The 20466-nt window shown below is 64.3% G+C and carries 15 protein-coding genes; 7 read left to right on the plus strand and 8 right to left on the minus strand.

The window, feature by feature from the left end:
* From H4I92_RS09440 to H4I92_RS09460, 5 genes are all read right to left on the minus strand, one after another.
* Nucleotides 1-650 (minus strand): exonuclease domain-containing protein (locus H4I92_RS09440; RefSeq protein ID WP_077530342.1); only part of this gene is annotated, 650 nt, incomplete at its 3' end.
* A complete protein-coding gene (locus H4I92_RS09445) occupies nucleotides 650-2509 on the minus strand; it encodes a putative nucleotidyltransferase substrate binding domain-containing protein (protein ID WP_077530343.1) in 1860 nt (619 codons plus the stop codon). The genes H4I92_RS09445 and H4I92_RS09440, both read right to left, overlap by 1 nt.
* A complete protein-coding gene (locus H4I92_RS09450) occupies nucleotides 2506-3000 on the minus strand; it encodes a hypothetical protein (protein ID WP_077530344.1) in 495 nt (164 codons plus the stop codon). Before H4I92_RS09450 ends, H4I92_RS09445 begins: the two co-directional genes overlap by 4 nt.
* Before the next feature lie 142 nt (nucleotides 3001-3142).
* Nucleotides 3143-4876, minus strand: a complete 1734-nt coding sequence (locus H4I92_RS09455) for a sodium:solute symporter family protein (protein ID WP_077530345.1) — start codon at nucleotides 4874-4876, stop codon at nucleotides 3143-3145.
* Nucleotides 4877-4888: 12 nt separating this feature from the next.
* Nucleotides 4889-5167, minus strand: a complete 279-nt coding sequence (locus H4I92_RS09460; protein WP_077531726.1) for a DUF4212 domain-containing protein — start codon at nucleotides 5165-5167, stop codon at nucleotides 4889-4891.
* A 265-nt stretch (nucleotides 5168-5432) separates the two neighbouring features.
* On the opposite strand from H4I92_RS09460, the gene acs reads away from it, so the two are divergent.
* The 4 genes from acs (at nucleotide 5433) to H4I92_RS09480 (ending at nucleotide 9881) form a co-directional block, all read left to right on the plus strand.
* Nucleotides 5433-7397 (plus strand): acetate--CoA ligase, encoded by a 1965-nt coding sequence (acs, locus tag H4I92_RS09465; RefSeq protein WP_077530346.1) that lies wholly within the window; start codon nucleotides 5433-5435, stop codon nucleotides 7395-7397.
* Between the two features lie 199 nt (nucleotides 7398-7596).
* Nucleotides 7597-7857 carry a DUF4282 domain-containing protein gene (locus tag H4I92_RS09470; RefSeq protein ID WP_077530347.1) on the plus strand — a complete coding sequence of 87 codons (261 nt, stop codon included), beginning with the start codon at nucleotides 7597-7599 and terminating at the stop codon, nucleotides 7855-7857.
* A 3-nt stretch (nucleotides 7858-7860) separates the two neighbouring features.
* A complete protein-coding gene (locus H4I92_RS09475) occupies nucleotides 7861-8517 on the plus strand; it encodes a response regulator (RefSeq protein ID WP_077530348.1) in 657 nt (218 codons plus the stop codon).
* Nucleotides 8518-8756: 239 nt separating this feature from the next.
* Nucleotides 8757-9881, plus strand: coding sequence for an alpha/beta fold hydrolase (locus H4I92_RS09480; protein WP_179105675.1), 1125 nt, complete (start codon nucleotides 8757-8759; stop codon nucleotides 9879-9881).
* A gap of 79 nt (nucleotides 9882-9960) precedes the next feature.
* Here H4I92_RS09480 and H4I92_RS09485 read toward each other — a convergent pair whose 3' ends face one another.
* Nucleotides 9961-13458 carry a hybrid sensor histidine kinase/response regulator gene (locus tag H4I92_RS09485; protein ID WP_077530350.1) on the minus strand — a complete coding sequence of 1166 codons (3498 nt, stop codon included), beginning with the start codon at nucleotides 13456-13458 and terminating at the stop codon, nucleotides 9961-9963.
* A gap of 32 nt (nucleotides 13459-13490) precedes the next feature.
* Nucleotides 13491-14348 (minus strand): NAD(P)H-binding protein, encoded by an 858-nt coding sequence (locus tag H4I92_RS09490; protein ID WP_179105676.1) that lies wholly within the window; start codon nucleotides 14346-14348, stop codon nucleotides 13491-13493.
* A gap of 68 nt (nucleotides 14349-14416) precedes the next feature.
* On the opposite strand from H4I92_RS09490, the gene H4I92_RS09495 reads away from it, so the two are divergent.
* From H4I92_RS09495 to H4I92_RS09505, 3 genes are all read left to right on the plus strand, one after another.
* Complete coding sequence (locus tag H4I92_RS09495; RefSeq protein ID WP_077530352.1) at nucleotides 14417-15382, plus strand: hydrogen peroxide-inducible genes activator; 966 nt, start codon at nucleotides 14417-14419, stop codon at nucleotides 15380-15382.
* A gap of 3 nt (nucleotides 15383-15385) precedes the next feature.
* Entirely contained in the window at nucleotides 15386-17464 is a 2079-nt protein-coding gene (gene recG, locus H4I92_RS09500) for an ATP-dependent DNA helicase RecG (RefSeq protein WP_077530353.1), read from the plus strand.
* A gap of 78 nt (nucleotides 17465-17542) precedes the next feature.
* Entirely contained in the window at nucleotides 17543-18910 is a 1368-nt protein-coding gene (locus tag H4I92_RS09505; protein ID WP_077530354.1) for an HDOD domain-containing protein, read from the plus strand.
* Here H4I92_RS09505 and H4I92_RS09510 read toward each other — a convergent pair.
* Nucleotides 18878-20434 carry a sensor domain-containing diguanylate cyclase gene (locus H4I92_RS09510; protein ID WP_179105677.1) on the minus strand — a complete coding sequence of 519 codons (1557 nt, stop codon included), beginning with the start codon at nucleotides 20432-20434 and terminating at the stop codon, nucleotides 18878-18880. The two genes, H4I92_RS09505 and H4I92_RS09510, sit on opposite strands and share 33 nt — an antisense overlap.
* Nucleotides 20435-20466: the final 32 nt, after the last annotated feature.

Raw genomic sequence — 20466 nt, forward strand, 5'->3', positions numbered from 1 at the left:
CCGCCGTAGTGGCGGGCCCAGGCCATGAAGAGTTCCCCACACGCCAGGGCGTCCTCCAGCGCATTGTGTGCGGTCGTTTCCGGCAGCCCGTAGCGTTCACGGCACCGGTTCAGGCGCAGCACATTGCCCGGCATTGTCTGCTCGCGCTGGAAAAGGCGCTTTTTCTCCAGCACCAGTGTGTCCGCAGTGGGCTGGAACCAGTCCATGCCGAACTGTTCCCGGTAAGCGGCGCGGAGAAATCCGGTATCCAAGGGTGCATGGTGCATGACCGGCAGGCGGTTGGTCATCGCCCTTGCCAGCATGCGAAGGGCTGAGGGCAGATCCACGCCCTCGCTGCGGTCGGTATCCCGGATGTGGTGGATGGTGGCGCTGTCGCCCACCAGGTTGCGGCTGTCGATCAGCAGGTGGCGGGCGGTGTCCAGCCGGATCCGACCGTGGTCCACGGCCACCCAGCCGAAGCTGATGATGTAGCCGGTCTTCGGGTCAAGGCCCGTGGTTTCCAGGTCGATGGCCAGCCAGTCCGCTTCATCCCAGAGGGCATTGGTGTCCGGCCAGGGGCTCTCCAGAAGGCGTTGCAACGCGGGGTCCGGGAAGGGGTGACGGGCATAGCGGCGCCGTGCCCGCTCCTTGCGGGCGCGGGTCAGCCACATCAGCGCATCCCCTGGCGGTAGGCCAGGCGGACCGATTTCTGGGCGCCGTCCACCAGCTGGAAGGCGTCACGCAGTTGCTCCCGGGCCAGCTTGGGCAGGTTACGCGGGTTGCAGTAGTTGCTCAGTTCCTCGCCCTCGCGGATCTGGTCCGCCTGCACCTGAAGGCGCACCTGCATTAGGAAGCGCAGTGCGTCTTGAAGGTTGCGTGCGTCGTAACGGGTCATGTGTTTGCTGCGGGCCAGTTCGTCCAGTCGCTCCAGGGTGTTGATGCGGTCAATCCCGGCCGCCAGGGCATGCAGTCGCACAATCTCGATGATCGGCAGCAAACCGCGTTTCTTCAGGTTCAGGGTGTCTTTGTGATCGCCGTTGCGCTCCACAACGAAGCGCCGGAAGATGCCGATGGGCGGACTGCCCTCCAGCACGTTCTCCGCAAGCGCGGCCTGGAATATGGAGTTGGCCCGGACCCGTTCCAGCATGTGGGACTGTACCTGGCTGGTAAGCAGGGTGTCCCCGTGAACAGTGCGGAGATCGAAGGCGATGCTGATCTCCATGACATGATGGGGGCTGAAACTGGTAACCCAGTTGTCCACTGCCTCGAACCAGCCGGACAGCCGCCGTCGCCAGAACGGATTGGTGGCCATGACGTTGCCATTGCAGTAGACATAGCCGCACTCATTGAGCCAGTCACTGACCCTGGTGGCCAGCTTCTCGAACCAGGCCATATCCTCCTCCGTGGCCTCGTCCGCGATCACCAGGCCGTTGTCCTGGTCAGCATTGAGCAGCTGCTCGGCCCGCGCCTGGGAACCGAAACACAGCCAGGCGAAGGGGACCGGTGCCGGGCCCAGCTCGTCCAGGGCCATCTCGATCAGGCGGTTGGTTACGGTATCGCTGATGGCCGTGAGGATGTGGCTGACCTGGTCCGCCGGCACTCCGGCATCCGTCCAGCGCAGCAGGAACTGCGGAATGTCGCGCAGTACCGTCTGCATGGTGGCGACCGACTCCTGGCGCGACAGGCGCTGGACGATGTAGACCGGGTCGTCCTGACGGGCCGTGATCAGGTCCGAGGTGGTGAGGATGCCCACAGGCCTGCCGTCCTCGAGAACCGGCAGATGATGCATGCGGTGGCGGGTCATCAGCAGGGTGGCGTCAAAAAGGGTTGCCTTGCGCTCCAGACTCACCGGGTTCGCCGTCATGATCTCCGAAACCGGCGTGTCCGGCGAACGGCGTGCCGCCAGCACGCGGCTGCGCAGGTCCCTGTCGGTGACGATGCCGCTCAGCTTGCCGTCGTTGAGCACCAGCGCCGAGGACACCCGACGGCTGGACATCAGCTCCGCCAGCTCGCAGACCGGTGTTTCCTCGGTGGTGGTGACCAGATCCTTGGCCATGAGGCTGGTCACCGGTGTAAGCATGCCGTCCGGCGAGACCATGCTGCGGGTGGCCCGGAACAGGCGCCGGCTGCGCTGACCATGGAAGAAACGGTCGAAGTCGCGGAAGCGTCCGCGCAGGTCCTGGTAAGCCTTCTGCGGCAGGAAATAGATCAGGCTGTCCTCGATCAGCACCGCCCGCACGCCGGGCTCCTGCTGCAGAAGCCCGCTCAGTGCAAAGCTCTCGCCCTCGGCCAGGCGGTCAAGCAGTTCGCCGTCCTGGCTTCGGATCTCCACGGCGCCACTTCGCAGAATGCGCAGCCCCTGGTCCCTGGTGTTCTCGTCGAACACATGCCCGTTGCGGAAATAGCCGATCTCCATCTCGTGGACAATGCGTTCAACCTCGCCCTTGGGCAGGGCGTTGAAGGGCAGTGTCTGGCGGATGAACTCCGCGATGGAGGCCAGCTCGGGCGGCAGGGACTGGGTTTCTGTCATTTCCGGAAGTCCTCCCCGAAACTGGTTTCGTAATCGATGAACACGGTCTTGGCTTCGCCGTAATAGCTGGTGCCGTCCGCCCGTGCCAGTACCCGCATGCGGGCCTTGGTGCTCGCCTCACCGGGGATGACACCTTCCCAGAGGGTAGCCTTATCGTTTGCGGGCTCCAAGGGCGTCTGCTCCGTGTCATCCGCACCGGGATTGACCCAGCCCATGGTCATCGCGTCCAGCGGGTGGGCGGATTCCAGCCGGACTGCCAGGTCCCCCTCGCCGGCGCGGTCCACCTTGATGTCCAGCTCGAAGTTGCCGTTGCTCATGGTGCAGGTGCCGCTTTCGTACCGGCAGTTGGAGTCGCCGATCAGCTCGTAACCGAGCCCCTCCTTGGCCTGTTCCTTGCGGTCGCCCAGGGCGGTGTCCGCAGCATACCAGGCCAGGACGGCCAGTGCCGGGGCAACCAGAAGCGCGACAATGAAATGGAAATTGCGGAACATGCAGGGCCTCTGATTCGGGAAAGGGAATTGCCGGGAGAATACTCTGTAACAGCAGGGCACTCTCGCGGCTACTCCGTCTAGGGTAGCTGAAAACAGACAGTGCTGCCGAAGCAGCACTGTCCGAGGGTGGAACCGTCAGGGCTCAGTGACCGCCAGAGGCGAGTGAGGAGCCCACCGGTACCCGCACGTCGTCCACGATGTGCTGGATGTTCTCCGGAGGTTCCGGGGTCATCTTGCACACGGCCATGGCGACGATGAAGTTGACGATGGCACCAACCGCGCCGAAGGCGTTCGGCGAGATGCCGAAGAACCAGTTCGGATCCAGGTCGCCCAGGAAGGACGTGCTGGCCACGAACATGATGCCCTTGTGCTGGAACACGTAGAGCAGGTTCACGGTCAGGCCCGCCAGCATGCCGGCAATGGCGCCTTCCTTGTTCATCTTCTTGTAGAAGATACCGAACATCAGAGCCGGGAACAGACTGGCGGCTGCGAGCCCGAAGGCCAGTGCCACTGTCCCCGCCGCGAAGCCGGGTGGATTGAAGCCCAGATACCCCGCTACGGCAATCGAGCCAGCCATCGAAAGCCTGCCCGCAAGCAGCTCGTTCTTCTCCGAGATGTCCGGCTTGAACACGCCTTTCAGCAGGTCGTGGGAGACCGCCGAGGAGATGGCCAGCAACAGACCGGCTGCTGTGGACAGGGCGGCGGCGAGACCACCAGCGGCCACGATCGCGATGACCCAGTCGGGCAGCATGGCGATCTCGGGGTTGGCCAGAACGATGATGTCACGGTTGAGCTCGGTGACCTCGTTCTCCTCCTCGTTGGAGCTGTAGGTGATGGTGCCGTCGTTGTCCTTGTCGGTGAACTCGATGAGACCGGTCTGCTCCCAGTTCTTGACCCACTGGGGCCGCTCTTCGTAAACCATCTCGGTGGCCTCGGTGGTGCCGAAGGTCTCCATCAGGTTCAGACGGGCCATGGCGCCAACGGTCGGAGCAGTGGTGTAGAGAATGGCGATGAACACCAGAGCCCAGCCTGCGGAGGAGCGCGCCGCCTTGACGGTCGGAACCGTGAAGAAGCGGATGATCACGTGCGGCAGGCCCGCGGTACCGATCATCAGGGAGAGGGTGTAGAAGAACATGTTGATGCGGTTGTGCTCATTCACCGCCACGTACTCGGCAAAGCCAAGCTCGTTCAGGACCTGGTCGAGACGGTCCAGCACGTAGGTACCGTGCTCGGTCAGTTGTGCACCCAGGCCGATCTGCGGCAGTGCCCAGCCTGTCATTTCCAGCGAGATGAAGATGGCCGGAATGGTGTAGGCCGTGATCATCACGCAGTACTGGGCGATCTGGGTGTAGGTGATCCCCTTCATGCCGCCCATGACCGCGTAGAAGAACACGATCAGCATGCCGATCGACAGTCCCATCTCATAGCTCACTTCCAGGAAGCGGGAGAAGGCAACACCAGTGCCGGTCATCTGGCCGATGACGTAGGTCAGCGAGGCCAGGATCAGGCAGATCACGCCGATAACGCGCGCGGTGTTGGAGTAGTAGCGATCCCCCAGGAACTCGGGCACCGTGAACTTGCCGAACTTGCGCAGGTAAGGTGCAAGGAGCATGGCAAGCAGCACGAAGCCGCCGGTCCAGCCCATGAGGAAGACCGAGCCGCCATAGCCCAGAAAGGCAATGAGGCCGGCCATGGAGATGAAGCTCGCCGCAGACATCCAGTCGGCTGCCGTGGCCATGCCGTTGGCAACCGGATGAACGCCCTTGGAGGCGACGTAGAATTCGCGGGTGGAGCCCGCCTTACAGTAAATGGCAATGCCGAGATAGAGCGCGAAGGTGGCGCCCACGACAATGTAGATCAGTGTCTGCTGGTCCATGGTAAGCCCCTTTTACTTCGCGTCTTCGGTTTCCTGGACGCCGTATTTCCGGTCCAGCCGGTCCATGAGCTTCGCGTACACGAAGATCAGCGCCACGAAGGTGACGATCGAGCCCTGCTGTGCGAACCAGAAACCGAGCGGGTAACCGCCGATGTGGATGGCGTTCAGTGCTTCCGCAAAGATGATGCCGCAGCCAAAGGACACAAAGGCCCAGACCGCGAGCAACCCACCGATGATGCGCAGGTTGTCGCGCCAGTACTGTTTTTTGAGTGTTTCATTCTGGAATGCCATCAGCATTTCCCCCCATTATTGTTGTCAACGCGTTCACGGTGGGATCACCGCTACGGCACAGCTTTGACCCGCTGGCCGCCAGTCTCCATACGACTTTGGTCTAAGCTTTCTGAACGGTTTGTTAACTCCTTGTCACGCAAGGGTTCACGGCGGTTAGACCATGGTCTAATACCCAGCCATGCCGCCCTTGTCGACACTGGGAGGTACGAAGCCTTCTCCATGAAGGCCCCGAACTGACAAACAGAACAGGATTGAGGAGGCAGTGATGAGTGACGAAGCGGTCTACCCGGTCACGGACCACTTCCGGAACAAGGCGCTGATCGACAAAGAGACCTACGAGTCCATGTACCAGCGTTCCATTCAGGATCCGGAGTCCTTCTGGGCGGAACAGGCCAAGCGCCTCGACTGGATGAAGCCCTTCTCGCGCGTCAAGGATGTCTCCTTCGCCAGCAATGATGTGCACATCCGCTGGTTCGACGACGGCACCCTCAACGCGGCGGCCAACTGCATCGACCGCCACCTGGAAGAGCGCAGCGGCCAGCCGGCGATCATCTGGGAGCCGGACGAGGAGAGCGAGGACAACCGCGTCATCACGTACGCGGAGCTGCACGAGGAAGTGTCACGGCTCGCCAACGGCCTGAAGTCGCTGGGCGTGAAGAAGGGCGACATCGTGACGCTCTACATGCCCATGGTGCCGGAAGCGGCCTATGCCATGCTCGCCTGCGCCCGCATTGGCGCCATCCACAGCGTGGTCTTCGGCGGCTTCTCTCCGGAAGCGCTCGCCGGGCGTATTGATGACGGCGGCTCCCGTGTCGTGATCACCGCGGACGAAGCACGTCGTGGTGGCAAGCGGATTCCGCTGAAGGCGAACGTCGACGAGGCGGTGTCGCTGTGCAAGGAATCCAATGTCGACAATGTTGTGGTACTCAAGGCGACTGGCGGCAATATCGACTTCAACGGCAACCGCGACGTCTGGTACCGCGACCTGGTGGAAAAGCAGTCCGACCAGTGCGAACCGGAAGAGATGGGCGCCGAGGACACCCTCTTTGTGCTCTACACCTCCGGTTCCACCGGCAAGCCCAAGGGCGTGGTGCACACCACTGGCGGCTATCTGCTGCACACCTCCATCACCCATGAGTACGTGTTCGACTATCGCCCGGGTGAGGTCTACTGGTGCAGCGCGGACGTGGGCTGGATCACCGGTCACTCCTACGTGGTCTATGGCCCGCTCGCCAACGGCGGCACTACCATGATGTTCGAGGGCGTGCCCACCTATCCGGACGTGGGCCGCCTTGGCCGGATCATCGACAAGTACAAGATTGCCACCTTCTACACCGCGCCGACGGCCATCCGGTCACTGATGGCGGAGGGCGATGCTCCCGTGGCCAATGCCGACCTCAGCTCACTGAAGCTGCTCGGTACCGTGGGCGAACCCATCAACCCCGAGGCCTGGCGCTGGTTCCACCAGAAGTTCGGCAAAGGGCAGTGCCCGATCGTGGACACCTGGTGGCAGACTGAGACCGGCGGCATCCTGATCTCGCCGCTGCCCGGCGCGATTGACCTCAAGCCCGGTTCGGCCACCAAGCCGTTCTTCGGCGTCCAGCCGGCGCTGATGGACCCCGAGGGCAACGAGATGGAAGGCGCCAACTCCGGCGGCCTCGTCCTCAAGGACAGCTGGCCTGGCCAGATGCGCACCATCCTGGGCAACCACCAGCGTTTCGTGGAGACCTACTTCTCCACCTATGAGGGCTGCTACTTCACCGGTGACGGCGCCAAGCGCGACGAAGACGGCTACTATTGGATCACCGGCCGTGTGGACGACGTGCTCAACGTCTCCGGCCACCGCATGGGCACCGCCGAGGTGGAAAGCGCGCTGGTCTCACACGACAGCGTGGCCGAAGCCGCCGTTGTGGGCTGCCCGCACGAGATCAAAGGCCAGGGCATCTACGTCTACGTGACCCTGACGCACGGCGCCTCGCCCAGTGACGAGCTGGCGAAGGAACTCAAGCAGCACGTGCGCAAGGAAATCGGCCCGATCGCCACGCCGGACGTCATCCAGTGGGCCGACGGGCTGCCCAAGACCCGCTCTGGCAAGATCATGCGCCGCATCCTGCGCAAGATCGCCGCGGACGAGTTCGACTCCCTGGGCGACACCTCCACGTTGGCGGACCCGAACGTGGTTGATGACCTCATCGAAGGTCACCGCGTCGCAGCGGGCTCCAACCAGTAAACCACGCTGTAAAAGCGGGCCTGCTCGCGATTGATGCGGAGCGCGAGCAAGCTCGCTCCTACGGTCGGGAATCAAAAGGTTCCGCGGGAGCTTGGGCATTCAATAGGAATTGCACAGCTTCCGTACAAGGACTATGTTCAGTGGGGCATCGGCGCGGGTCGGTGCCCCACTGCTGTTCTTAAACCAGGGAGCTAGGCTTATGAAAGAATTCTTCTTGTTCAATGAGATGATCACACCCCGGATCATCACCTTCATCTACTGGCTGCTTCTGCTTGCGGCCCTTGTTGGCGGTCTGTCCGTCATGGCCGGAGGCTTTGGTGGATTCACCTTTGGCAGCTTCCTTCAGGGACTGGCGACAATGGCCTTTGGTGCCCTCGGCGCACGGGTCTGGTCCGAGCTGTTGATCGTGCTCTTCAAGATCAACGACAACCTGCGCGCGATGGCGGAGCGTGATACCTGAATCATGACAACCCTGATCGTCGCTGATGACCACCCGTTGTTCCGTTCGGCCCTGAAGGATGTGATCCGCCAGGAAGAGCCCGAAGCCACCCTCGAGGAAGCCTCGGATTTCGGCGACCTGCAGACCGTCATGACCCGGATCGGGGAGCCCGCCGTAGTGCTCCTCGACCTCCACATGCCCGGCGCGCATGGCTTCAGCGCCCTGCTGTTCCTCACCGCCCACTACCCGGACATCCCGGTGCTGATGATCTCCGCCAATGAGCGCGACGACATCATCCGCCGCGCCGCCGACCATGGCGCCGCCGGCTTTATCTCCAAGAGCGCCAGCATGGAAGCCATCGGCCAGGCCATCCGTGGCGTCGCCCGTGGTGACTTCTGTTTCCCGGACGGCGTCGATCTCGCCGTGCCCGGCGTAAGCGAAGAGGAATCCGGCGTTGCCGACGCCCTCTCGGAACTCACTCCCCAGCAGTTCCGCGTTGCCACCATGATCAGCCAGGGCCTGCTCAACAAGCAGATCGCCTACGAACTCAACGTCACCGAAGCCACGGTCAAGGCCCACGTGACCGAGATCTTCCGCAAACTCGGCGTCCACTCCCGAACCCAGGCCGCCCTCAAGCTGGGCCAGCTGGACCTCGCTGACGTCTCCCAGGAAGACTCCTGACCGATCTGACTGACGGGCAGGTCAATGTGTCTTTTTTAATCTTTGGTATGCTTTTCTGAGTCCAGCAATGAGCCTGTTTTCAGGGGGCGGGTGATGCTCGTAGGGAAACTCGGTCGCCATGGATGGTGACCGGTAGCCTACACGGATGTACTTGTGGCGGTTCCCGGAGAGCATCACCCGCCCCCTGGGCAGCGAACTCTCAGTCTTATCGCTACCCGGAGCCGGGAATGTCAGCATCCATGAATCAACCCCTGACCAGCTTTACCAGAATCACCCGCAACGCCCGCCAGCGCTTTCTAAACCCGGAAACCCTGGTCCAGGCCGAGCAGACCCCCTACGATGTCATCTTCAATGACGACCTGGTCAGCGTGCGCTACTACCCACCGCTGCGCGAAAACCACATCCCCGTGGGCGACGACGATACCCCCATGGCCGTCCAGCGCGCCACCCACAAAGTACCGCTGGTGCTGGTCGCCCCGCTGGCCGTGAACATGTCCATCTACGACCTGTTCCCCAACCGCAGCCTCGTCAGATACCTGCGCGCCAGCGGCTTCGAGCTTTACCTGATCGACTGGGGTACCCCAGGCTGGGACCACAACCACTTCGACATCGCCACCTACTTCGCCGACTACCTGCCGGAACTGCTCGACGAAATCCTGAAACACAGCGGCGCCAGCGAGGTCTCCCTCTACGGCTGGAGCTTCGGCGCCCTGTTCAGCTACTGCGCCGCCGCGCTGGACGAAGACAAACGCATCCGCAACCTCGTCCTGATCGGCAGTCCCTGCGACTACCACGCCAATGGCAGCATCGGTAAGCAGTACCAGCTGATCTCGAAATCCCTGAGCCTCCTCGAGAACACCCTTGGCTTCCGGGTCCACCAGACCAAGCGCCGCTTCTGGCGCTCCCCGGGTTGGGCCAACGCCACCGCCTTCAAGCTGACCTCGCCGATCAGCAGCCTGCGCAACTACCTGGACCTGGTGCGCAACCTGCATTCCGAGGAATACATCACCCGCAACGCCACCCAGGGCGCCTTCCTCAACGACATGGTGGCCTACCCCGGTGGCGTTATCCAGGACACCGTTCAGTACCTGTGGGTGGACAACTGCACCGCGCACGGGGATCTCCCCATGCATGACGCCGACCATACGCTGAAGGACGTGACCTCGGACATTATGCTCGTCTACGGGGATAATGACCCGCTGGTGACGCCCGAATGCAGCCGGGCGCTGGTGGACCAGGTCTCAAGCCGGGAAGTGGAGCAGGCACTGGTGCCCGGCGGCCACATGGGGATCCTCGCGGGCAGCGCCGCGCCCACAGACATCTGGCCGAAGGTTGTGCAGTGGCTTCAGAAACGCTCCGACTGACCCGGGGTCGCATCAACCGTAGGAGCGAGCCCCGCTCGCGCTAGCCCCGCAATCGCCTGCAAGGCCGGCTCTTACAGGGTCATCGCCCCGGGCGGCGGCGCAACAGGCGCCGCAGGGTCAGGCGCAACGAGGCCGCATCCACTGGCTTGGCCAGGAAGCGGTAGCCCGCCTCCCGCACGGCGTTGCGGATGGGGTCGCTGTCGTCAGCACTGATGATCAGAACCGGCACCTTCGCCTCCCAGTTCAGCGTCAGCGCCTGTGCCACCGCCACGCCGGTCTCCTGGTCCAGGTGATAGTCGGCGATCACCAGATCCGGCGCCTCGGCCGGCCGTTTCTGCATGGCCTCACCAAGGGATTTGGCCGTGGTAACCCGGCAGCCGAACTGGGTCAGAAGGGCCTGCAGGCCCGCGAGCAGATGGGGCTCGTTGTCAATGCAGATCACCTGAAGGCCGCTCAGCTGTGGGTCCTCGGTCTGGGACTGATCTTTGCGGGTCTGCTCCGGGGTGCCCCGTGGTGTGGTCAGCGCGAACATGGAGCCCTGGCCCTGGATGGAGCGGCAGTCGATGGGGTGCTCCAGCAGGCGGGCGATGCGCATGGCGATCGGCAGGCCCAGACCCAGCCCCTGGACTTCACGGGTGGCGTCGGTATGGAGCCGCTCAAACTCATCAAATATGCGCTGCTGATCCGACTCGGCAATGCCCGGCCCGGTATCCCAGACCTGGATGCTCACCGACTGGGTGCTCTGGCGGCACCCGAGGAGCACGCGCCCGTCGCGGGTGTAGTTGATGGCATTGCTCAGGAAGTTCTGGATTACCCGCCGGAGCAGATGGGGGTCGGTACGGATCCAGAGCGAACAGGGCACATAGTCGAGCTCTATCCCCTTGCGCTCGGCGGTCATGCGGAATTCGTTGACCAGTTCCTCCAGGATGGCGCCCAGCTCCACATTGCGCACTTCCGGTTCCAGCCGCCCGGAATCCAGCCTGGAGATCTCGCGCAGGTGGCTGATCAGGGTCTCGGCGGAGGCCAGCGCCGAATCAATGTGGCGCAGCTCCGGGGCCGCCTCATTGCCATGCTGGCGCAGCAGGGTGGAGGACAGCAGGCGTGCCGCGTTGATCGGCTGCAGCAGGTCGTGGCTGGCCCCGGCCAGGAAACGGCTCTTGCTGGCGTGCACCTGGTGCAGTTCCCGCTCGATGCGCGCCCTGAGCTCATTCTCGTTCTGGAGGGATTCGTTGGCGGCGGACAGTTCCCGGGTCCTTTCGGCCACCCGTTCCTCCAGCGTATCCCGGGCCTCCTCCAGTTCCGTCATCACACGGTGGTACTCGGACACATCGTTGTAGGCCGTTACATAGCCTCCAGAGGGAATGGGCTTGCCGCGGATCTCGATCACGCTGCCATCCGGCATATGACGTTCCAGCCGGTAGGGGTGGCCCGAACGCAGCATTTCCAGGCGCCGTTCCACGGCAGCATTGATGTTGTTGTCGCGTACGTCCGAGAGCAGGCCCCGGGCCGCGTTGTACTCATAGATCCGCGCGATGGGGCAGCCCACATAGAGCAGCCGGGGCGGGTAGTTAAACAGGTTCTCGTACTGGCTGTTCCAGGCCACCAGTTCCAGGTTGCGGTCGACCACGCTGATCCCCTGGGGGACGTTCTCCAGCGTCGTCTGCAACAGGTGCCGCGAGAATTGGAGCTGCTCGGACGTGCCCCCCATCAGGTCCACAATATCCTCCATCTGCAGGGGCGTCTGGCGCTCCAGCAGCCGGATGGCGCGGTGGGCGGAGGCGGCCCCGATGACCGAGCCCAGCTTGGATTCCGTGACCCGCACGGTGTAACGCGTGGCCTTGTCGAAGGGCAGCAGCCGCTGCTCCTGGCTCTGCTCCAGCTCCGCCCAGAGGCGGTCGGATTCCTCCTGGCCAAGGACAGGGCGGATCAGGCCGTGCAGCTGGTGCAGGGTGATCTCGGTGGCGGCCAGATCCTCATCACTGAGACCGTGACTGGGCATGGGGTCGATGAAGGCCAGGGCCTGGCGCTCGTCCAGGGCCGTGGCCCTGGAACCCCGGGAGACGAGGGTCATGACCAGCATATTGAGCCCCAGGCTCCAGACCACGCCGTGAGTCAGCGGATCGAGGAAGTCGCCAAGGCCGAGCAGGTTCTCGGGCTGTAGCCAGCCCAGCCCGAACGGCCCCTGGGTGAGCCAGCCGTTGTCCGACTGCATGAGGACCGGCAGCAGCAGGGTGTAGAGCCAGGTCAGCGTGCCCGTGAGCAGACCGAGCAGGACACCATTGCGGTGAGCCCCGCGCCAGTAGAGCCCGGCCACCAGTGCCGGCATCAGCTGGGCACAGGAGGTGAAGGCCAGCAGGCCCATGTAGGACAGCCCCTCGGTAAAGCGCGCCGCCTGCTCCAGTATCCACCCCAGCAGCAGGATGCCCAGGATTGAGGCCTGGCGTACCTGGCGCAGCACCGCGCCCAGGTCACTGCGTGGCCGGTTAAGGCGTTCCCGGATGCGCAGGTACACCGGCATGAAGAGCTCATTGGAGATCATCAGTGACAGGGCGATGGTGGCCACCAGCACCATGGCGGTGGCGGCGGACATGGCACCCACAAAGGCAACGGCGGTCAGCCAGGGGTGACCGGTGATCGCCGGCAGGGCGAGGACATAGCTGTCGCCGGGGATGGCCATGCCGGCCAGGTGATGGCGCGCGGCCTCCACCAGCGGCAGTACCATGAGCGCGAACAGCGCCAGATAAAGCGGGAACATCCAGCGCGCACAGCGGGCCGAGGCCTCGTCATGGTATTCCACCACCAGCACATGGAACTGGCGCGGCAGGCAGACAATGGCGAGAGCACTGACCAGAAGCTGGGCGTAGAAACCGGCGTCACCGAAGGTGGAAAAGGAGAACGGCGAGGTCTCGCCGAGAGGCTGCATATCGGTCTCGCCGGCCAGCAGCCAGATCGCGAAGCCGCCCAGCAGGAGGAAGGCCAGCAGCTTGACCGCCGACTCCGCAGCCACCACGGCCAGAAGGCCCCGGTGGCGGTTGGCACCATCAATGATGCGGGTGCCAAAGGTGATCGCGAACCAGGCCAGGAAGAGGGCGGCAAAGAAGCTGACATTGTTGCCCAGGGTAAAGGGCATCTGCCAGTCGGAGATGTTTGCCGAGCTCCAGGCCAGGGCAATGCCGCGCAGCTGCAACGCGATGTAGGGCAGGGTGCCGATCAGGGCAACGATGGTCACCAGCGCGGCCAGCTTCTGGTCCTTGCCGAAGCGCGAGCCGATGAAATCGGCGATGGAAGTGACCCGGTTACGGCTGCCGGCCAGCAGCAGGCGCCGGATGAAGGGCCAGGCGAAGACGAACATGAGGATGGGGCCGAGATAGATCGGCAGGAAGGTCCAGCCGCTGTCCGCCGCATTGCCCACGGCCCCCAGAAAGGTCCAGGAACTGCAGTAGACGCCCAGCGACATCCCGTAGAGCAGGCCCCGCATGCGCTTCGGCCAGCCACCGGTGCGCTCGGCCAGCCACGCCAGGCCCACGAGGATCAGTGCGTAAAGGCCCCCGAAAAGGATCAGCTCGTTACTCGCCATGGTCTCCCTGGGTCAGAACGGACAGACCGACACTATGGCACAGGATGGTCAACCATGCTGGCATAGCCCTCACGGAAGGTGGGGAACAGGAAGCTGTATCCGGCTTCCCGCAACCGGCTGCTGTCCACCCGCTTGGAGCCCACACGGCTGTCCTGCCGCGCATCGGGGCGGACAGGGTCACAGCTCATGGTCTCCCGCACCCAGGCAACCACGTCACCCAGCCGGGCCGGTTCGCTGTCACTGGCCAAGTAGCAGTCAGCGAGATCACCGCCATCCAGCGCCTGATTCACCAGGTGGCACAGCGCCCCTACCGCGTCGTCCTCATGGATGCGATTGGTGTAACCGCTGTCCGGGTTGGGGGCGATGCTGCCATCGCGCATGCGCGAGAGCATGCCATCACGGTCGTTGCCGTAGATGCCGGAGAAACGCACTACTGTGCCGGGAACCGGGCTTTCCGCGAGGCGCCGCTCCGCGCCAAGCAGGGCAGTGCCATTGTAGCGTGGTGGCTCCGTGGGGCTGGCTTCATCCACCCATTCCCCCTGATGCTGGCCGTAGACCGCAGTGGAGGAGATGAAGAACACGCGTCGCGGTGGTTTCTCCGCGGCTTCCAAAACCCTCATCAGGTTGTGGGTGCCCTGCACGAAGGTCCGGTGGTAGCCGGTCTCATCGTACTGGTCCGGCGTCAGGCAGATGATGGCGATGTCCACCTGGGGGACCCGTTCACCCAGACTGCCCGGGTCCAGAAGATCCCCTTGGATGGGCGTCAGGGGCAGGGGGACGCGGCTGGCCTGGCGCCTCAGGCCGAACACCTGGTGGTGCTCGGCAAGGGCTGCGCCGATGCGCTGGCCGAGCCGGCCGCAGCCGGCCATGAGGATTCGTGCATCGCGCATTGCGCTGTCTCCGCTCATTTCATATGCTGCAATAGAAAAATTTAATCATGACCGGCCCGGGAGTGGCCATGACCCTTACCGAACTCCGATACATTGTCACCCTCGCGCGGGAGAAGCACTTCGGCCACGCGGCGGAGCGCTGCCACGTCAGCCAGCCTACACTCAGTGTGGCCGTGAGAAAACTCGAGGATGAGCTGGGTATTGCGCTGTTCGAGCGCAGCAAGAACAGCATCCAGGTCACCGAGATCGGCCAGCGCATTGTGGAGCAGGCACAGCGCGTCCTGGACCAGGCCGGCGTCATCCACGACCTGGCCGAGGACGGTAAGAACCAGCTCAGCTCGCCGCTCAAGGTCGGCGCCATCTACACCATCGGCCCTTACCTCTTTCCCCAGTTGATGCCCAGTCTGCGCGAGACAGCGCCGGACATGTCCCTGTTTATTGAAGAAGGCTATACCGGGGACCTGCGCCGCAAGCTCCGCCACTCGGAACTGGATGCCATCATCGTGGCGCTGCCGTTCGAGGAACCGGAAGTGGTCACCCTGCCGCTCTACGATGAACCATTCGTTGTGCTGATGCCCGCGGATCACTCGCTGGCGGAATGCGAGCACATCGACAGCAGCCAGCTTGCCGACCAGCCTCTGCTTCTGCTCGGGCCCGGGCACTGCTTCCGGGATCAGGTGCTGGAGTCCGTTCCGGAGCTGATCGACACCATCAACAAGCGCCGCGAGACCGCCGGCGGGGTGGTGACCGAGGGCAGCTCCCTGGAGACCATCCGACACATGGTGGCCTCCGGTCTGGGCATGACCGTGCTGCCGCTGTCGGCCGCTACTGCCATGAACTATCAGCCGGAGCTGCTGACCGTGCGGCCCTTTGTGCACCCGGTGCCCTCCCGTACCGTGGCGCTTGCCTGGCGGGTGACCTTCCCGCGGCCCAAGGCAATCGATGCACTGGCCCATGCCGTGGCCCAGTGCCGTGACAGCAGTGCCACCCAGGCCGCCTGCGGGTTGAGCCTGCGCGCACCCACCCGGGGTTGATTCATGGCGGATCCGGCCACAGTGGATGTGACCGTGCTCAAGGGGGTTGGCGATAAACTGGCCGCCACCCTTGAACGTCTCGGGATCACAAGCCTACAGGACCTGCTCTTCCACCTGCCGCTGCGCTACGAGGATCGCACCCGCATCCTGCCTATGGGCCACCTGCGGGTGGGGGATTCCGGGGTGGTGGAAGGCGAGGTGGTGAGTGCGGACGTGGTCCAGGGCCGGCGTCGCAGTCTCCAGGTCACCATCCGCGACCGCAGCGGCTTTGTGGCCCTGCGTTTCTTTCATTTCAGTGTCGCCCAGCAGCGCCAGTTCGCGCCGGGCACCCGGGTGCGCTGCTACGGCGAGGTCCGGCCTGGGCGTGCCGGTCTTGAGATCTACCACCCGGAATACCAGACCAACCCGGGCCCGTTGCCCACCGGTGACGAGGCCACACTGACCCCGGTCTACCCGCTCACCGAGGGCATCCAGCAGCCCCGGCTGAGGCGCCTGTGCGAGCAGGCGGTCGCCATGCTCGAGCGCCACCCGGTGCGCGAGTGGCTGCCGGAGTCGGTGCTCGGCGAATACCAGCTGCCGGAGATCAACCAGGCCCTGCGGATGCTGCACCAGCCACCGGCGAGCGCGGATCTCAGTGCCCTGATGGAGCAGCGCCACCCGGCGCGGGACCGGCTGGCGATGGAGGAACTGCTGGCGCATCACCTGAGCTTGCTCAAACTCCGCGCCCAGGTGCAGTCCTGGAAGGCACTGCCACTCAATACGGGTGACGGGCGGTTGGTGACGGGGTTTCTGGAGGGCCTGCCCTTTGCCCTTACCGGTGCCCAGCGACGGGTCAGCGAGGAGGTCAGCCAGGACCTGGCCCAGCCCGTGCCCATGCTGCGCCTGGTCCAGGGCGACGTGGGCTCGGGCAAGACGGTGGTGGCCGCCGTGGCGGCGCTGCAGGCCATCGAGGCCGGAGCCCAGGTGGCGCTGATGGCCCCCACCGAGATCCTCGCCGAGCAGCATTACCTGAGCTTCCGTGAGTGGCTGGCACCGCTGGGCATTGAGCCGGGCTGGCTCTCGGGCAAGAGCCGCTCGAAACAGAAGCAGGCAGTCCTGGCGCAGCTGGCCAGTGGCGAATGCCCGCTGGTGATCGGCACCCATGCGCTCTTCCAGGAGGAGGTGGTCTTCAGCCGGCTGGCGCTGGCGATCATCGACGAACAGCACCGCTTCGGGGTGCACCAGCGGCTGGCGCTGAGAGAGAAGGGTGCCAACGCGGAGACCGTGCCCCACCAGCTGATCATGACCGCGACGCCCATTCCGCGCACCCTGGCCATGAGCGCCTACGCGGACCTGGACACCTCCGTAATCGACGAACTGCCGCCGGGCCGCCAGCCCATCGAGACCATTGCCCTGCCGGACTCGCGCCGGGGCGATGTGGTGGAGCGGGTACGCACCGCCTGCGCCGAGGGCCGCCAGGCGTACTGGGTCTGCACCCTGATCGAGGAATCCGAGGCCCTGCAGTGCCAGGCCGCGGAGGACACCGCTGAACAGCTGCAGGCAGAGCTCTCCGAACTGACCGTGGGGCTGGTGCACGGGCGCATGAAGGCGGCGGAGAAGGCCAAGGTGATGGAGGCCTTCAAGGAAGGGCGGATTGACCTGCTGGTGGCCACCACCGTGATCGAGGTGGGGGTGGATGTCCCCGAGGCCACGCTCATCATCATCGAGAACCCGGAACGCCTGGGGCTGGCCCAGCTCCACCAGCTGCGCGGCCGCGTGGGGCGTGGCGAGCGGGCCAGCTACTGCGTGCTGCTCTATCACCCGCCGCTGTCGGATACCGCCAAATCCCGCCTGCAGGCGCTGCGCGAGACCCAGGACGGCTTCGCCATTGCCCAGCGTGACCTGGAGATCCGGGGCCCCGGCGAGGTGCTGGGCACCCGCCAGACCGGGCTCATGGCCTTCCGTCTGGCGGACTGGGAGAAGGATACCGGCTGGCTGGAAGAGGTGCGCCGGATCGGGCCACGTCTGCTCCCGGAACCGGAACGTGTCGACGCACTGATCAACCGATGGCTGGGGGAACGTATCCGGTACGGGGATGTCTGAGGTATCCTCCCGGGAAGGTTCTTCAGAGCAGTAAGCCTAGCTACCCCTGACAATGCCTGATCCGGACTGGATACCTCTATGACCACACCGCGACACTTGGAGACCTTTTTCCGCACTGAAGAGGGCGGGCTTGCGCCGGAAAGTCTCAGCAGCAGGGATTCCGCGGGGGAACCGCGCATCCGCACGGCGGTGCTGGCCGATGCCCTGGGCCGTGTTCAGGCCTTCTTCCGCGAGGACAGTCTGCTCGACATCGACCGCCTGAACCAGGCGCTTGCGCGGGAACTGCGAGGGCTGCCCCTGCGCGATATGGGCCGCCTGCGCCAGAAATACCAGGTGCGCCAGATCCCGCCCCTGCCGGCAATGACCCATTTCGAGACGGCCGTGGACAACCGGGTCGCCGAACTCCAGCAGGCACGTTTCTACAGCGGTCAGGGGGAAGAGGATCTGTCGCTGGGGATGGACGACTACAGGCGCCTGCTTGAGAGCGTGCGCTGGCTGGCCATCTCGCGCCCGCTCACGGATATCGCGGTCAACTACCTGTCACCGGAACAGGACGAGACCCAGCTTCGCCAGGCGCTGCACAGTTTCACCGGCTTGCGCATCAAGCAGCGGCTGGACGACACCCTTGAGATCCCGCCGCTGCCGGAAACCGCCCAGAAGATCCTGCACCTGCGCATGAAGCCCAACGCCGAGATCGGTGATCTGGCGGACATTGTGGAGAACGATCCGAGTCTGGCCGCCCAGGTGGTGAGCTGGGCCTCCTCCTCGTTCTACGCCTCGCATACGCCGGTGAACTCCATCTACGATGCCATCCAGCGGGTGCTCGGCTTTGATCTGGTGATGAATCTGGCCATGGGCCTGTCACTGGGGCGTACGCTCAAACAGCCCACGGACCAGCCCGAGGGCTTCATCGGCTACTGGACCCAGGCCATCTGGATGGCCCAGGCGGTGAGCGTGATCATCAGCTGCATGCCCAGGCGCGAACGGCCCACTTTCGGCCTGACCTACCTGGCGGGGCTGCTGCACAACTTCGGCTACCTGGTCCTGGCCCATGTCTTCCCGCCGCATTTCTCGCTGATCTGCCGTTATACCGAAGTGAACACCCATGTGCCCCATGAGTTGGTGGAGCACCACCTGATCGGCATTACGCGCGAGCAGATCGGCGGTGTGCTCATGGATCTGTGGAACATGCCGGAAGAGGTGGTTGCCGCGATCCGACATCAGAAGAACCCGAAGTACGCGGGCGAGCATTCAGCCTACGCCAACGCGCTCTATCTGGCGCGGGCGCTTCTGGTGGAGCGGGGCGTGCGCCTGGGGCCGGAGCTTGCGGTGCCGGACGCCCTGTATGAGCGTCTCAACCTGGCCCCCGGGCGTGTGGCCGAGGAGATGGACATCCTGGTGGAGAACAGTGATTCAGTGGCCAGTATGGCCGGTATGCTGAGCTGAATGCCGCGCCTGTTTGTCCACATACATGGCTTCGTCCGCACGCGTCAGCGCCACGTCCGCATCCGCGACATCTCCGGCCTGCCAGGTCACGACACCGACGCTGGGCCCGCCGTATTCCAGGGTGGTGTTCTCCAGCTCGTAGCGGCCTCGGGTGCCCTCACGCAGCCGCTCACTGATGACGCTGCGCTCGTACGTGGGGTTTCCGCCGGCGCCCGGCTTGCCCACGAACACGAACTCGTCGCCCCCGTAACGGGCTACCATGTCACCCATCCGCGACAGATTGCGCAGCCTGGCAGCGAACTGACGCAGGAAGTCATCACCGGCATCGTGACCATGGGTGTCATTGATCCGCTTGAAGCCGTCCAGATCGATGAAGGCCACATGGACGGCACCATCCACGCGCTGGGCCTGGGCCAGCAGCCGTTCCAGCTCCTCGATCAGGTAGCGCCGGTTGGGCAGGCCGGTAAGGGTGTCATGCAGGGCGTTATGCTTGAGTTCGAGGTTGGCCGCCTCCAGGCGGGCGTGGTCCAGGAGCCGGTTCGCCAGCAGTGACAGCGCATTGGCAACACTGTTCAGCAGCTGGCGCTCGTCGGGGGAGCGGTTCAGGTCATGGGCGGAGAGGATCAGGATGGCCGCCTCGGCCCTATCCTCGGATGTGATCACCAGAAGGGTGGCATCGCCGTCCTCGGGAAGCGCTTCGCGGCGGCGCTGCTCGCGGACCCACTGCATGTCGTCCGGTGGAAAGATCAGGTGCTCGTGGTCACTGTGCAGCATCCCCTCGAGGTGCTCGGGGTTGGCCTCCATCAGGGCATCCGCCATCCGGGTGGCCTCCGGGTCCTTCTCGCCCAGGGTCCGGGCGTGGCCGTCATCCCTCAGGTAGAGGGGAATCACTCTTTCCCACAGGCGCGAGTGTTCGAGTTTTTCGGCTACTGCGGCCATTGCATCATGGAGCCGGGTGGCGGACAGGCACAGACGGCTCACCTCCGAGATCAGCCCCATGCGCTGCATCTGCTGTTCCGCTTCAAGCGCCTGGCGGCGGACGCTGCGCGCGTGTTCCTCGCGGGTGATTTGGTGGGCGATCAGGTCCGCGCAGAGCCTTAGCGTGGCGAGACTGGTCTCCGTTACGTCCATGCGCTGGGCACTGGCGCCACAGAGGGTGCCCAGAAGCCCGTCATCCAGCCGGCGCACTGGCACTGTGACGTAGGTCTGGATGCCCAGCCGCCGGGCCACCGGGGAATTGCCCCAGACATCCGGAACATCCTGGGTGAGCAGACGGTTCTCGCTCAGGGCGCGCTGGCAGAGGGTATCCTGCCAGGGTACGCGCAGCCCCTCCTTGAGCGTAAGCGAGCCCGTATTGCGGGCATAAATGATTTCCTGGCAAGCGTCCTCAGGCCGGAGCATGGTCAGGTAGACCGAGTCCAGGCCTGTTGCCTGCTGGATCAGGTCCAGCATGGGTCTCACGAGCCCTTCGAGCGAAACCGCTGAAGAGACGGAGTGCGCCAGCTGGGAGAGGGTGGTTTCCATCAGTGTCTCATCCCTAGAAATGTGCTTTCTGC

Source organism: Vreelandella halophila, assembly GCF_019903425.1.
Classification (GTDB): domain Bacteria; phylum Pseudomonadota; class Gammaproteobacteria; order Pseudomonadales; family Oleiphilaceae; genus Halospina; species Halospina halophila.